The sequence below is a fragment of the Shewanella sp. ISS20 genome (genome assembly GCF_056522965.1).
In genome coordinates this window covers 440,131-454,574 of the sequence record NZ_JAWRZK010000001.1, presented here as the reverse complement: position 1 = coordinate 454,574, position 14,444 = coordinate 440,131, and the positions used below count along the sequence as shown (strand labels likewise).

General features: G+C 46.0%; 13 protein-coding genes. 3 read left to right on the top strand and 10 right to left on the bottom strand.

What is annotated here, in order from left to right; genetic code table 11:
• The first annotated feature begins 94 nt into the window (after positions 1 to 94).
• Positions 95 to 1,459: a DEAD/DEAH box helicase gene (locus AC1HDP_RS01965; protein ID WP_479637464.1), complete on the top strand. Its 1,365-nt coding sequence runs from the start codon at positions 95 to 97 to the stop codon at positions 1,457 to 1,459.
• 138 nt (positions 1,460 to 1,597) lie between these two features.
• Here AC1HDP_RS01965 and AC1HDP_RS01960 read toward each other — a convergent pair whose 3' ends face one another.
• A complete protein-coding gene (locus AC1HDP_RS01960) occupies positions 1,598 to 2,053 on the bottom strand; it encodes a YHS domain-containing (seleno)protein (protein ID WP_479637463.1) in 456 nt (151 codons plus the stop codon).
• Positions 2,054 to 2,165: 112 nt separating this feature from the next.
• Here AC1HDP_RS01960 and AC1HDP_RS01955 point away from each other — a divergent pair, with 112 nt between their 5' ends.
• Positions 2,166 to 2,603, top strand: coding sequence for a DUF3010 family protein (locus tag AC1HDP_RS01955; protein WP_140932231.1), 438 nt, complete (start codon positions 2,166 to 2,168; stop codon positions 2,601 to 2,603).
• A 39-nt stretch (positions 2,604 to 2,642) separates the two neighbouring features.
• The gene (locus tag AC1HDP_RS01950) at positions 2,643 to 3,149 is read left to right on the top strand and encodes a M48 metallopeptidase family protein (protein WP_479637462.1); all 507 of its coding nucleotides are present in this window, start codon (positions 2,643 to 2,645) and stop codon (positions 3,147 to 3,149) included.
• Between the two features lie 65 nt (positions 3,150 to 3,214).
• On the opposite strand, the gene AC1HDP_RS01945 is transcribed toward AC1HDP_RS01950, so the two are convergent.
• The 9 genes from AC1HDP_RS01945 to AC1HDP_RS01905 form a co-directional block, all read right to left on the bottom strand.
• Complete coding sequence (locus AC1HDP_RS01945; RefSeq protein ID WP_479637461.1) at positions 3,215 to 4,483, bottom strand: peptidoglycan DD-metalloendopeptidase family protein; 1,269 nt, start codon at positions 4,481 to 4,483, stop codon at positions 3,215 to 3,217.
• A gap of 125 nt (positions 4,484 to 4,608) precedes the next feature.
• Positions 4,609 to 8,337 (bottom strand): AAA family ATPase, encoded by a 3,729-nt coding sequence (locus AC1HDP_RS01940; protein WP_479637460.1) that lies wholly within the window; start codon positions 8,335 to 8,337, stop codon positions 4,609 to 4,611.
• Positions 8,334 to 9,548, bottom strand: coding sequence for an exonuclease subunit SbcD (gene sbcD / locus AC1HDP_RS01935; protein ID WP_479637459.1), 1,215 nt, complete (start codon positions 9,546 to 9,548; stop codon positions 8,334 to 8,336). Before sbcD ends, AC1HDP_RS01940 begins: the two co-directional genes overlap by 4 nt.
• Before the next feature lie 17 nt (positions 9,549 to 9,565).
• Complete coding sequence (locus AC1HDP_RS01930; RefSeq protein ID WP_479637458.1) at positions 9,566 to 10,336, bottom strand: TSUP family transporter; 771 nt, start codon at positions 10,334 to 10,336, stop codon at positions 9,566 to 9,568.
• A 74-nt stretch (positions 10,337 to 10,410) separates the two neighbouring features.
• Entirely contained in the window at positions 10,411 to 12,366 is a 1,956-nt protein-coding gene (locus AC1HDP_RS01925) for an NERD domain-containing protein kinase family protein (protein ID WP_479637457.1), read from the bottom strand.
• A gap of 319 nt (positions 12,367 to 12,685) precedes the next feature.
• Complete coding sequence (locus AC1HDP_RS01920; protein WP_140932224.1) at positions 12,686 to 13,075, bottom strand: ribonuclease E inhibitor RraB; 390 nt, start codon at positions 13,073 to 13,075, stop codon at positions 12,686 to 12,688.
• Between the two features lie 10 nt (positions 13,076 to 13,085).
• Complete coding sequence (locus AC1HDP_RS01915; RefSeq protein WP_479637456.1) at positions 13,086 to 13,319, bottom strand: RNA-binding S4 domain-containing protein; 234 nt, start codon at positions 13,317 to 13,319, stop codon at positions 13,086 to 13,088.
• Between the two features lie 73 nt (positions 13,320 to 13,392).
• The gene (locus AC1HDP_RS01910) at positions 13,393 to 13,914 is read right to left on the bottom strand and encodes a GNAT family N-acetyltransferase (protein WP_479637455.1); all 522 of its coding nucleotides are present in this window, start codon (positions 13,912 to 13,914) and stop codon (positions 13,393 to 13,395) included.
• 44 nt (positions 13,915 to 13,958) lie between these two features.
• Positions 13,959 to 14,237: a peptidylprolyl isomerase gene (locus AC1HDP_RS01905; RefSeq protein ID WP_140932221.1), complete on the bottom strand. Its 279-nt coding sequence runs from the start codon at positions 14,235 to 14,237 to the stop codon at positions 13,959 to 13,961.
• Positions 14,238 to 14,444 lie beyond the last annotated feature (207 nt).

The following is a 14,444-nucleotide window of genomic DNA, read 5'->3' as shown; positions in this document are numbered from 1 at the left end:
AAGGCACAAGCCTTAGCTGTGATTATCCATCATTGCTGGTGCCAGACAGGCTTTGGGTTTACAATATTGGGTCAATTTTTTAAGGAGTTTTCTTTTGCACTTTACCGATTTTTCCCTTGATAAACGCTTAATGACGAGTCTTGAGCATATGGGGTTAACCACTCCAACCGACGTCCAGGCTCAGGCCATTCCAGTCGCTATGGCTGGCAAGGATTTAATGGTCTCGTCAAAAACGGGATCGGGTAAAACATTGGCGTTTTTATTACCGGCAATGCAAAGGATTATTTCTACCCGCGCACTGAATAAAAAAGACCCTCGGGTACTGATTTTACTGCCAACTCGCGAACTGGCTCATCAGGTGTATAGCCAATTACGCTTACTGATTGCTAATACCCAATATAAAGCGGTTAGCATTTTAGGCGGTGAGAACTTTAACGATCAGGCCAAAGCGCTTGCCCGCGAACCGCATTTTATTGTGGCAACCCCTGGGCGCATTGCCGATCACTTGCAAAAACGTCATTTATTTTTAAATGGCTTAGAGCTGCTGATCTTAGATGAAGCCGACCGTATGCTTGATTTAGGTTTTGCGCCGCAACTGCGTGCCATTAACTTGGCTGCGGATCATAAGCGTCGTCAAACCTTAATGTTCTCGGCCACCTTAGATCACAGCGATATCAATGAACTTGCCAGTGAATTACTGAAAAACCCTGAGCATATCGCCATTGGTAGCGCCAACGTCGCCCACCAAGATATTCAGCAAGCTGTGTACTTGTGCGATCACTTAGATCATAAGCAAGCGCTGTTAAGCCATTTGTTAACGGCTAAGACCCACAAGCAAGTGATTATCTTTACCGCGACTCGCAGTGATACCGAGCGTTTAGCGAGCTTGCTGAATCAATCAGGCCTTGGTGCTATCGCCTTAAGTGGTGAGTTAAAGCAAAATGAACGTAACCGCATCATGGATCAATTTAGCCGTGGTCAGTACAGCATTTTAGTGACCACAGACTTAGCCTCGCGCGGTCTGGACTTACTCAATGTGTCATTAGTGATTAACTTTGATATGCCAAAGTTTGCCGAAGAATATATTCACCGCATCGGTCGCACCGGTCGTGCTGGCGCTAAAGGGGATGCTATCTCTTTAGTCGGTCCTAAAGACTGGGCGAACTTTAAGAAAGTTGAATTGTTCTTACGCCAACAATTGGATTTCAGCCAAGTCGCTGGCCTTGAAGCAAAATTCAAAGGTTTGAGTGATAAGCCTAAAGCTAAAGCGGCCAATGTTAAGGTCAATACTGCTGCTAAGACGCTCCGTACCACTAGCACCAAAGCACCAAAAGCGGCGCCAAAGCGTGACAAACGCTTTATTACCGGTATTGATGTGGGTGATGCGCCAATGCGCCGAAAAGCTAAACCACTGCAAGATACTGATGAAGAAAGTATTATCGGTACGTTTGAAGATTAAATGCTAAAATCTCAGCTTTTGTAAAAATTAAGCCCCCGCACTTAGAGCCAAGCTTCTGAATGCGAGGGTTTTATTTTTTGTTGTTGTCTTAACTTTTCAGTACTTTTGATTCAGCCACCTTTGATGCTTACTCAAGCCTTATTCCTTCCTTTGCGCTTGCAGTTTTTCTTGCCAGTTGTCATTAGCGGCCTTTATATAACCCTCTTTATCTTGTAGCCAAGTTTCACGCACGTCCACACTGTAATTAAGGTACAGCTTATCTTTATACCAAGTAAAAGCCTTAGGATCTGAACTCACCACAAAGCCCTGCGCCATGGCATAAGCGCAATAACCGCCGTATTGGGGTAGATATTGTTGCGGGTTTTTACTAAATAATTTGGCATGTTCAGCCGAGCTAAAGCGCCAAACGGCATTAGCAATATTCACCACAAACTCATCCTTGCCCTCGAGAGCTTGCTGCTCGGTTTGATAACTCACCAAATCATACCCTGATGCGCCAAATCCTTGCTCATTCACATACCAATTATCACCGCCTAAGCTAGTGCAAGCGCTGATGCCAAGCATCAGAGTAACCAATAAAAAGAGTCTCATCATGGCTTTCCGTTAGTGAATCCTTGTCAGTTGACCTTAAGTATAAGGAAATCATTTCAGCTTTAGCCCGAAAGCTTATACAATGACGGCCTTAAAATTTGCTGACAGGTGTAACATGAAAGTTTGTGGTGTGGAGTTAAAAGGTGGCGAAGCCATTATTTGTTTACTGGAACAAAATGCGGATGTGTTTGTGGTGCCTGCATGCCGTAAGCAATCCTTTGCGGTACCGCAATCTGCCACCACTGAGGCAATTCGTAAGTTTCAGTTCGATTTTGCCAAGCTGATGGCTGACTACAAAGTCGATGAAGTGGTGATAGTTGAGCGCGAGCAGAAAGGTAAATTTGCCGGCAGTGCGACTAGCTTTAAATTAGAAGCGGCCATTCAGTTAATGGATTTACCGGTAAGTTTGATTAAAGCTGTCGATATTAAGGCGCAATTAAAGCGTAATCCGCCAGTTGCGGCATTTGAAGGTTTAGATTTAAAGAAATTCCAGCAATTATCTTTTGAAGCTGCCTATGCTCAGCACATGAATTTAATGTACAACAAAGATTAATCATTAATGCCGAAGCTAAGCTTCGGCATTTTTCATTAGGTGGCTATGCTCAAGTATCTCGCTCATTATCCAGAATCTCTGCAACAACAAGTACAAAGCTTACTCGACAACCAACAACTCAAGTTGGTGCTCGATAAAAAATACCCCCAACCCCAAAATAATCTGCGCAACGATAAAGCCTTGTATCAATATACTATGGCGCTTAAAAATCGGTATTTGAAAAATGCGCCGCCGTTGGCCAAGGTATGTTTTGATGACAAGCAAACCTTAAAGCAGCAAGCGCTAGGATTACATACTTACGCTCGGCGTCAGCATGGAAGTCGTATCAAGGCTAAGCATGAAATTAGGATAAGTGGTCAGTTAAAACAGTTACCGGAGGCGCTACTGCATATGGTAGTGGTGCACGAACTGGCCCATATTAAAGAAAAAGACCACGATAAGGCCTTCTATCAACTTTGTTGCCATATGGAGCCTGACTATCATCAGCTCGAACTCGACTTACGGCTATTTTTAACCTTGCAAGACCAAAAACTGCCAGCAAGTTAATGACCTAGCGCATTTGTGTCTATGGGCTTTAGCGTTGCGTTTTAGCCCATAGACACAGATGTTAGTTACACACCCATTTGAATATTGCGCTGACTGACCATGCTCTTAAAGCGTTTCAATTCGGCTTTATTTAGACGGCTTGCCATTGGGATCTTCGCTGTCATGGCATTTACTGGGCGACCATTGATATGGAACTCATAATGCAAATGCGGACCAGTCGTGCGACCAGTATTACCCGTTAATGCAATAGGTTGGCCACGAGTCACGCGTTGCCCTTTACGAACCATAGTTTTTGATAAATGCAGGTAACGGGTCACATATTGGTTGCCATGATCTATCACTATGTATTTACCCGCATAACGGTGATCGGTAACTAAAGTGACTACGCCATCACCTGGTGCAATCACTTGCGTGCCAATCGGGGTCGAGAAGTCAGTGCCGTTATGAGGCGCTATCCGCCCTGTCACAGGATGGCGACGCTTACCATTAAAGTTAGAGGTTAAACGATAAGTCTTAGCTAGCGGCGTACGCAGGAAAGCTCTAACTAAACTCTCACCATTGGCATCATAGTACTGACCATCACTGAATTGATAAGCATCAATTTGTTTACCACGATTATTGATATGAATCGCCAGCAGCTGACTATCACCACTCGCCACACCTTCAATGTATTGCTCACTTAAAGCCACAGAGAAACTTGCACCAGCTTGTAAGTCGCGGGCAAAATTGATTTTTTCTTTCAAAATAGTTTCAATGCGCTGAATTTGCCCAGCCGTTAAGCCTGCTTTGCTCGCCGAAGTATAAAAAGATCCATAAATATCGCCACTGACAGCTTTGGGCTGCCATTGACCTTTTTTCTGAATTTCTTCTACATCATAACTGCCATCAACTTGAGTAAATACCACTTGACGAGCTAAACTAAAATCAATCTCAAGACGCATCAATTGATGGTTTTCGTCAAGATAGAAACTGATCTCGTTCCCTGGCTGCAAGGTATCTAAGGCCAAAATATTTAAGTCGGCCTCAAGCACCTTATACATGGTTTGTTGATCAACCCCAGCGCGCTCAAATAACTTACTTAAGGTGTCACCAGTCGTGATAGTAGTGCTAAAAGCAGGCTTATCTGCCAAGGCTTCTAATGTATCTGGCACAGAGAAATGGGTACTAGTGCTTGATAAATCTAAGGGCAACGCAATGCGCTGACCTGTCGTTAATTGGGGCGTTGGCCATAGCAGTGCTGTAGCGAGTAATAACCCGCCGCCTAGTAACGCTCGCTTATGGTATACGCTTAGCCATTGAGGCCATGAACTAGGTTCTTGTTCCGATAAATGCACTCTTATAATCCTAGTAATTCACCTTAGGTGAAGCAAATTTGGGAAATAAATCGCCTTTAACCGGCGATGTTATCGTAAAAATTATCGGTTTGACAAATATTAACTACCACAGTTCCCAACCTTGATCACTCTGTTCTCATTTTAAAACAGTCTTGCAGCTGACTATAGCCAAGTCCAGACTGTTTTTTCACCTTGATTTGCACATCAATGCGCTCTTTCATCGCCTCAATATGACTGATCACACCAATCATTTTACCGCTAGCATGCAAGTTATCGAGCGCATCTAAAGCAATATCTAAGGTGTCCGCATCTAACGTACCGAAACCTTCATCTAAAAACAACGAGTCAATGCTAGTTTTATAACTAACAAGGTCGGACAAGGCCAACGCTAAGGCTAAACTCACAAGGAAACTCTCACCGCCAGAAAGGGTGCGAGTATCGCGGCTTATATCGCCTTGCCAAGTATCTATGACTTCAAGTTCAAGTAAACCATCAGCCTTACGTTGCAATAAATAACGGCCATGCAAGCGTTCAAGTTGGCGATTGGCCAGCGCCACTAAATGCTCTAAGGTAAGCCCTTGGGCAAAGCGTCTAAACTTACTGCCATCGCGCGAGCCAATTAAGCTATGTAAGCGTGCCCAATCTTCATGGGTTTGCTTAGCCAATTGCCATTGCTCTAACAATTGCTGCTGCGTTGCTCGCAGCTGATTATCTTGCTGCAGTTTTGCCTTAATACCACCAAGCTGCTCGTTACATAAGTCTCTGCCATGTTTAATGGCCACTATTTGGCTTTCAAGCGTATCAACATCAAGTTCAGGGCAAGCGCTAGCGGCCGCTAAATGCTGAGCTAGTTCACTGGTTACCGACTCAAGACTAAGGCGCGCATGTTGCAATTGTTGCTGCAATTCATGCTCAAGCGCTTGCAGTTGGTTACGCTCTTCATCATTTAACAATGCCGCCGTAAACTCGGCCTCATCATTAAATTCACTCTCATCAAGTAACTGTTGCCACTCGCTGATGGCAGCGCTCAAAAATGGCGCGAGTTTGAGGCTATCGGCATCGAGTGCCTCGATTACCCCTGCCTCATGGGCTAAACGCGTTTGCAAGCCTTGATGATTAAGCTGTAACTGCGCGGCACTCTCTTTATGTTGCTGATATATGCCTTGCTTAGTATCGAGCAAGAACTTAATGGGTAAATCGCCCACTAATTCAAAACGTTTGGCACGATTAGCACTAATTTTTTGGCTAAAGACTGCAAGCTTAGCCTCACTTAACTCAGTCTTAGCGCTTAAATCAGTATCTTTAGCATTGCTGACAGCTAAAGTGGAGCGCAGTTTATCGCTCTCGCTATTTAGTTCAGTGAGCTGTTGCTGCCAGTGTTGCCAAGCTTTCAGTTTATTGCGTAAGGCTTGCAGCCAAGCCTCTAGTTCATGATCTTGCGGCACCGCTAAGGCAAACGGCTGCAATTGACTCGCCAATTGCTCGCGCAAAGTACTTGCTTGCTGATTAGCCTGCTGATATTCCGCCAGTTGCTGCTGCTCTTGCTGCTGTAAATGCTTAAGCTCCAGCTCACTTTGCTGCTGCTGATAGCTTAAGCCTTGGCATTCTTGCTGCGCTTGCAATGCTTGCTGCTGACTCACTTGCAACGCTTGCTGCGCGGCGCGCAAATTATTGGCTTTCGCTTCAAGGCTAGCAAGTTCGGTACCAACATGGACTAAATGCGCCGCAATACTGGCTTCTGACTCACTTTCAATGGATACCAATAACAATGGGCTTATGCCAACGGGTGGCACTAAGTTCGTCATCACCTCAGTGATTAATGCCTGCCAGCGCGTCTGAATTTGGCCTTGATGGAGCTCAAATTCGGTAATTTTTTGTAATTGCTCAGTTTGCGATTGCAGCCATAATTTTTCGGTTTCAGTCAGAGTACTGCCCTGCTGCTTTATTTCCGCTAACTGCTTTTCTAATTCGCTATAGCGCTTTTGCGTATCGCTTACATCTAAGTGCTGATATTGCTCAACTAACGGATGCTCGCTAGCGCCACATAGTGGGCACGGCTGCTGGGGCTGCAGCTGCGCGCGCAGTTGCTGCAAATCCATGATGGTTTTTTCTTGGCTCAGCAAGATCGCCACATCATTAAATTGCTGCTGCACTTGGCGATACTGCACCCGCAGTTGCCCGCGTTTAGCATCAAGCTGCTGCAATTGCTGCTCGCGCTCATTATGCTGCTGGCGTAATTGACTGATTTGTTCATTATGCTGCTGGAACTCTCGCGCCAGCGGCTGCAAGGTTAAGAGCTTAGGCTGCAATTGCTGCCAGTAATGTAAGCTTTGATAGACCTCAGTATCACTGGCACCTGCCAGTAATTGGTTTAATGTATGACTGGCTTGTTGCTCGCGTTGTTGCACACTGGCTAATTGCTGCTGCGCCCGCTCAAGCGCGGGTAGCGCTTGTTTTATAGCATCAAGTTTTTTCGCCTGCGCTGCTTGCTGCTGCAAAGTCACCTGCTGCAAATTGGCGGCCGCAGAGCTTAACGCGTGCAATTGCAATAACTGTTGCTGCCAACCGCTTAAGGATGATGTGATATCACTACAATCTTGATATTCATTTTGCTGCTGATTAAGCGCATGCAATTGCAGCTCAATTTGCTGCAATGATGCCTGCATTGCGCTTTGCGCCGCGCGCGCCTCAACTATTTGCTGCTGATTAAGTTGCTGCTCTTCATTTAAGCTGCGCTGCTGCTCAGTTAACAATTCGCATTCGGTATCAAGCGGCCGCACTTGCTCATCTATGACTAAGGTTAAGGCGGCTAATTCGGTCTCAGCTTCCTGCAAACTCTGGCTAATATTGGCTAACTCAAGGGTTAGTGCTTGCTCTTGCTCTATTAAGGCAGCTTTAGCTTCAGCGCGGATCTGCTGCTTAGCGATTATCTCTGTCTGCTGGGTTTGCAGCGCCGTTTTCACTTGATAATGCCCTTGCAGGCGCTGCGCCGGCAAACTGCGCGCTAAGCGCTCAAGCGATGGCGCATTAGCCATCAGTGCTTGCTGCGCTTGCTCGTCTTGTGTGGTCGCAGCCAATTCCCGCGCCTTGAGCGCACTTCTTTGCTGCCACCAATTAACTTGTTGCTGCACTTGCGTAAACTGATTATCAAGCCCAGCCACCTCAGCATTGATATTGCTTTGCTGGTCAGTTAATTGAGTAAGCTCTTCTGCGGTTAGCAGCACAACCGATTCAGCCTTATCCTGCAAGTGAGCTAAGGCTAGCTTTGACTCACTATAATCAAGGTGCACTTGCTCTGAAATACGGCCATAAATCTCACTGCCAGTGAGCTCTTCCAATAACTCGGCGCGATCATTGGCCGATGCATTTAAAAATGCGGCAAATTGCCCTTGAGATAACATCATGGATTTAGTAAAACGGCCAAAATCCAAGCCGGTAATACTTTCCATCAGTTCAGATTTTTGTCTTATTTGGCTCGCTAAAATCTCGCCAGATTCTAAATAGGCCAGTTCCACCATGGCATCTTGCAGCTTGCCATCCACTTGATTACGGCTGCGTCTTTGGCTCCAAAAGGCGCGATAACCGACACCTTTTACCTCAAACTCGACCTCGGCGTGGGCTTCGGCGGTGCCGCGGGTCATCAGTTCATTACTGGTTTTGGAAATTAAGCCAAGTCTTGGGGTCTGATGATATAAGGCCAAGCAAATAGCATCTAATATGGAGGTTTTACCTGCACCCGTGGGGCCTGTAATGGCAAAGAGTCCAGAATCGGTAAAGGGCGCCGCCGTAAAATCAATAAACCAACTGCCTTTGAGGGAGTTAATATTGCTAAAGCGTAAACGTAAAATCTTCATGCCTCAGGGGCCTCCATTGCCGCCATACTGACTTGCTTAAATAAGGCGGTCAGTCGCAACTGCTCATCTTCAGTGTAAGGTTCACTCGCTAATCGGCGACTAAAGACTTCATCGACACTAAGCTCAGACAAGGTTTCACCAGTATCGATAGCGCTTAATTGCCGTTGGCTGCGCAACCGTTTGATTTGTAATACTTGCACTTGCGAGTCCGCCACTTGCGCTTGCAACCTTTGCTGTAAGTCACTGAGTAATTCATCACTGCCAAGGACGATACTGACCCACACGCTCTCGTTCATTGCCACCAGCTTTGCAAGCTCAGCTTCTACCTCACCGAACAGGCCTTTAACCACCATCAGCTTTTGATACATGGGTACGGCAAGTGATTCAACCTTGACTAGGGCTTGCTCATCAAAATGAGCCAGTAACACTTGTTTACTGCGGCTGACTTCATCAAAACTGAGTGGAATAGGTGAACCGCTGTAACGAATCGCTTCACTACCCGCCACCAATTGACCACGATGAATATGGCCAAGCGCTATGTAGCTTGCTGGCGGAAATGCATTAGCATTAAAGGCATCTAAACTGCCAATATAAATCTCGCGCACCGACTCACTACTGGTCGCGCCAACGGTGGTTAAATGCCCCGTCATTACTACAGGTAAAGGAGCATCAGCGCCAAGTTCAGTGGCTTTAGCTAACGCCAACTCATAATGGCTGTGGTAATAATCCCTGATGGCGTCCCCCAGTTGCTGCTGCTTATCTTGCCCGGTTTGCCCGGCTTCACTGCGAATAAGATCTCGTGGGCGTAAATAAGGCACGGCGGCAAGTACTAGGCCTGGTTGGCCATTTTTGTCATTGATAATAAAGGTTGATTGCTCAGCACTGGTGCCATTGGGCACGACATAGGTATTGAGGCAACTTAACAAACTTTGGGATTCAGCCAACATAGCGACCGAGTCATGATTGCCGCCAAGAATAAACATGGGGCAAGCTAAACGCTGCATTTGCACCACAAACTGGTTATATAAGGCGCGGGCGTAACTAGGGGGCGTACCGGTATCAAACACATCGCCTGCCACTATCAAGGCATCAATGCTGTGCTCACGCACTTGCTCTAATAACCAGCCTAAAAATGCTTGATGTTCTTCAAAGCGGCTTTTGCCATAAAACGATTGCCCTAAATGCCAATCTGAGGTGTGTAACACACGCATGACTTATTCCTATCTCACTAAAAAAATGAAAAGTGATCGTTCAGTAACTTAATACTCATCACCAATGACATGCTGACAACGAGTGGTTTCACTATGCTTGAGCCTTTAGTCACTACCATACGCGAACCTAATGTCGCGCCGAGGGCTTGGCCGAGTAACATAATGCCACCAAGTAACCACACCACCTTGCCACCCAAAGCGAAAAATATTAACGATGAGATATTGGTAGCAAAGTTCAATAACTTGGCGTGCGCTGTGGCTTTGGCAAGGCCAAAACCCGCTAATGAAACAAAGGCCAACGCAAAAAAGCTGCCGGTCGCTGGACCAAAAAAACCATCATAAAAACCTATGCTAAGCGCGGCGGTAAATGAAAATACTGTGGGCGTTAACACTCTATGGCGATCATCATCGGTGATTTTGGGTGAAAGCAAAAAATACATGCCAATGGCCAAGATAAGAAATGGCAGGGCTAATTGTAAAATACTGGCGTCAATGGCTTGCACTGTTAACGTGCCTATCGCCGCGCCCACAAACGCGCACGCTAAAGGCAGTTTCAGCTCAGAGATTTTTACTAAGCCTTTGCGCACAAAATAAAGACTGGCAAAAAAGCTGCCACCGCAAGCCTGCAACTTATTGGTTGCTAAGGCATGTGCTGGAGATAAACCGGCCCAGAGTAAGGCCGGGATAGTCAGTAAACCGCCGCCGCCAGCTATCGCATCAATAAATCCTGCAACTATTGCCACCCCAAAGAGGATGGTCACCAGTTGCCAAGTTAGTTCAAATTCCATGGCAGTATCCATACAGCGAAAGTGAGGCTATTAGACTCACTTTTGTTCGAAAATTCAAAAGGTAATCACCCTCTTCAGGCAGATAATCCGAAATTTGCTAAGTAGTCCTGACCTGGGGTCACATGTAAGCGAAAAGTAAGTACCTGCTCACAGGCTTGATACAGTGACGATTTGGCAAACATAGGTTGGATTTGCACTAATGCCGCGAGCAACCTCTCCGCGCTGGCCTCCTCACCATGACGGCTAATGCTGGCAATCATAGAAGCCACTAAACCATAGAGATCTTTCTCAGCAGGCCCTTCTTCTAGCCATAAAGCGGGATCGGCATACTGGCTGGCATAATGACTAGCAGCAATATCAAGCCCAATGCCAAAGTTGACTAAAATAGCGCGCCCGCCACGGACTATGATGTTTTTAGGGCAAATGGCCCCATGGTAAATATCTAATTGATGCAAGTATTGCAAGGCGCCAAGCAGCTGCACAAACCAAATCTTTAACTGCTCGGGCTCATAACTTTCTAGCTCATCAAGGGATACGCCATCTTCCCACGCCCGCACAATATACAAGTCATCACTCTTAGGCAGTTGACCAAAGGCCAGTAGCTTTTCAATGCTTGGATGATATAAGTGAGATAAGCTAACAAACTGGCTGCAAAGGCTCGGCCAATGACACTCAGTCTCACGATAAAAGCTAATCCCCACCGGATATTGCCCTTGAATGTGGCGCCCTTGCCATAACTCACTCGTGGCCGTTTTAGCGATAAAGCCTTGTAACTCATAATGATTGTCTAAGATAGCCGCGGGTGCGATAGTAAAGGCAACATCCAGACTATCGCACACCCCTTGCTGCATTAAGGCGCTTAAATCACAGCGTAAACCATCAATATCAACCGTGCTACCGCGCGCAGCTAAGCGATACCACGCCGTGATTCGCGGTTGATGAGTGCGTTCCGCCACCCTTAAGAAACACTTGGCATAAGCCATTATGTCTTGGCTGCTATCAATATTGTCACGGATATCTATGTACTCAACATCACCTATGGCTGAGATAAACACGCAGTTTTCGGCCCACCCGCCCACAGTAAAGCCGCGGCGATGAATTTGCTGCAGCCCAGTAACTGAGCGGCGCAATATCTCTAACAGTTGATAGGTTGTGAGCCTGTCGTACTCCACAATATTCATCGGCACGCCGCGCGGCATTCTTATGGGTAAAACCAGCTGCTCACCGTCTTGAATAAGCGGCGCGCAATAAGGCACGCCGCTGCAACCTGATAATGATTGCAAGCGCGCAAATTCATCACGCATAGTCAGTTCATGGGCATGGGCTTGCTCTGGCTCAGTAAACTCTACTGGGGTTAGAATTTTAAGTAACCAAGGCGCCGTCCAGCCACCAGGGCTATATTCGGCCTGCCAAATTTCAAGGCCATGTTGAATAAACAGACACTTTAATTTAATGAAATCCTGAATGCGATTATTGCGCTGCTCAACAATGGCGACCTGCCCTATGGTATCGAGCACCATTGCTTTTTGCTCTTCAGTGATCATATGTTTGCGCGGCGCTGTTAGCCACCACTCTTGGGTTAAAGCTTCAACAATTTGTCTTGGCGTATAAATACTTAAGGTGCCATCATCTTTTTCAAGCTCTATTTCTTCGCCTTTACGGCCAGTGACAAACACCATGCCTTGGCACCAAGGCGCGTACACGCCTACAGGGATTTTATATTTGAGTTTGCCAGCTAACACGCGCGCCACATAATTGGCTTTGGCCAAGGAATTATCCACATCACGGCCATCTAATGACCAAGCATGCATACCCGCATTTAAGCGCCCTATATAGCCTTTAACATCGACCACATACACGCCCCATTCGCCTATGACTAAGGCATCGACTTCTAAGGGTTGACCTGAGCGCGACGGGATTTCAACATTGGTGAGCAGGCTATAGTCATCGGGAAGCTCATCGGCTAATAAGGTGAATGCCCAACGCTCGGCGTCATTAACTGGGGTATTAAAGCTGATGTGTTTGGCCATAAAAAACATCCTGTTGGCTGGCAAAAGTTGAATCGAGTCTAAAGGGCGAGAGAGCAAATTACTAGGGCTAATCCCAGAGGCAGAATTTAGGGTTCAAGAGCGGCATTAGCTGCGGTAAAAACTGAGGTCATAGCAGAGGTAATTGCTGACTTAATCACTGACTAACAAACCACTTGCGGCTTCAAGAAGAATTCAAAGCGATCATCAAACCAAAGGTATCTGTCTTTAGCCAAGAAATAACATTAAGCGACAACACTGCAAAAAAAAGCCAACCTAAACAGGTTGGCAGTATTTTTTGACATTAATGGCAATGGGGCCATTAATGGTGGCAATGATCGCCACACTCATGATCGTCTTCGTCGCTAAATTCGTCATCACCATGTTGGTGCTGCATCACGCCCCAGCCATCACTTTGACCATCAAACTCACCGGCAAAGGTATTTAACCAAGTTTCTTTAGCCACCAGTGCATCGTACTCTGGCACCATGTTAAGACAGACTATCAGTTCCCACTTTTCCAACTCTTCGTTGAAAGTAAGTTCTAATTCACCATTAAGCTCAGAAGCACTTAAATCTTCTAAAGCTGATTCGGCGTCACGCTTGTCTTCAAACACTAAGAAGAAATCAACATCAAGAGCTTGGCTTAAATCAATACCAGACTCTTGCATGGCAGCTAGCATTTGGCCATTGTCATCATCAGGAAATTGCATGGTAGATTCCTTATTGCGCTGCAGAAATTACGACTGACTCACCATTAAATTGGATTTTGTCACCCACGACTAATTTTTTACGCTTGCGAGTTTCAACTACGCCATTCACTTTGACCTGGCCTTCGCTGATCAAATGCTTAGCATCGCCGCCGCCATCTACCCAGCTTTGGATTTTGAGTACCTTGTACAGTTCAACAAACTCATCCCCAGCTCGCAGGGGTAATTGCTCAATATTATCGCTCACGCGTATTCGCCTATTCGGTCAAAGAAATCATTCGGGCGCTAGTATACAGGCTGGCACGACAAGCATCAAAAAATTACGCCAGTACCTTACCTAATTGCACTTCATCAATCCAAATAGACCCAAGACGGTAGTTTTGTGATAACCACCCTTCCACTACAAAGTCACATTTTTCTAACACCCTAATGGATGCGAGATTATGATGATGACAATAGGCAATCGCCTTATGAACTTGATAAGTGAATTGAAGCCAGCGCAATAATTCAGTTAACGCTTCGGTGGCATAGCCTAAACCTTGATAGTCAGGGTTAAGCATATATCCCACTTGAATGCGCGCTGAAAACACATCCTCACAAAAACCGCCGATAATGCCGACAAACTTTTGCTGCTGATTGGTTATTTTTAAGCTGAGCCAGTCGCCAGACTCATAAACCCAAGGCTGTAGGGCTGTGATGAATTTAGCGCGGATTTTACAGATAGGGTCAGGTTCACGCACAAAATGATTGACGTCACTGTGTTGATGCAGAGTGACGAAATCTTGCCAATCACTGTCACGCAAGGGTGATAAATGCAGTCTTGCCGTCATTAAGTCAATCATAACGACTCCCCATAAAGAAACAGCAGCCGAAGCTGCTGTATTGATTAACCGCGGCTGGTTACTTCCAGTAAGTGGTAACCAAATTGGGTTTTAACTGGTCCTTGAACTTGGTTTAGCGGCGCACTAAATACCACTTCATCAAATTCTTTGACCATCATGCCTGGACCAAAAGAGCCTAATTCGCCGCCCTGAGCACCCGATGGACAGCTTGAATGTGCTTTAGCTATCTCGGCGAAATCCGCGCCATTTTCAATCTGTTGCTTCAGTTCGTTACACTTAGCTTCGCTGCTAACTAACAGATGTCTTGCGCTTGCTTGTACCATAATCACTATCCTTTATTTACTTCGCCATCGGCGAAAACTTCGCCATCGGCGAAAACTTCGCCATCGGCGAAAACTTCGCAGTCAATAACTGCCCGCCTGCAAGTATAAAAACTCACAAGCTGAATACCAGCACTTTTTAGTAAAATGATGGTCACTAAGGCAAACCTGCATACCTTAACGACCATCATGGGTAGCTTTAGCAAATCA

Bases quoted from the DNA above. Each gene is read 5' to 3' on its own strand.
- AC1HDP_RS01960 (WP_479637463.1), bottom strand. From the start codon at position 2,053: ATGATGAGACTCTTTTTATTGGTTACTCTGATGCTTGGCATCAGCGCT.
- AC1HDP_RS01955 (WP_140932231.1), top strand. From the start codon at position 2,166: ATGAAAGTTTGTGGTGTGGAGTTAAAAGGTGGCGAAGCCATTATTTGT.
- AC1HDP_RS01940 (WP_479637460.1), bottom strand. From the start codon at position 8,337: ATGAAGATTTTACGTTTACGCTTTAGCAATATTAACTCCCTCAAAGGC.
- sbcD (WP_479637459.1), bottom strand. From the start codon at position 9,548: ATGCGTGTGTTACACACCTCAGATTGGCATTTAGGGCAATCGTTTTAT.
- AC1HDP_RS01930 (WP_479637458.1), bottom strand. From the start codon at position 10,336: ATGGAATTTGAACTAACTTGGCAACTGGTGACCATCCTCTTTGGGGTG.
- AC1HDP_RS01925 (WP_479637457.1), bottom strand. From the start codon at position 12,366: ATGGCCAAACACATCAGCTTTAATACCCCAGTTAATGACGCCGAGCGT.
- AC1HDP_RS01920 (WP_140932224.1), bottom strand. From the start codon at position 13,075: ATGCAATTTCCTGATGATGACAATGGCCAAATGCTAGCTGCCATGCAA.
- AC1HDP_RS01910 (WP_479637455.1), bottom strand. From the start codon at position 13,914: ATGATTGACTTAATGACGGCAAGACTGCATTTATCACCCTTGCGTGAC.
- AC1HDP_RS01905 (WP_140932221.1), bottom strand. From the start codon at position 14,237: ATGGTACAAGCAAGCGCAAGACATCTGTTAGTTAGCAGCGAAGCTAAG.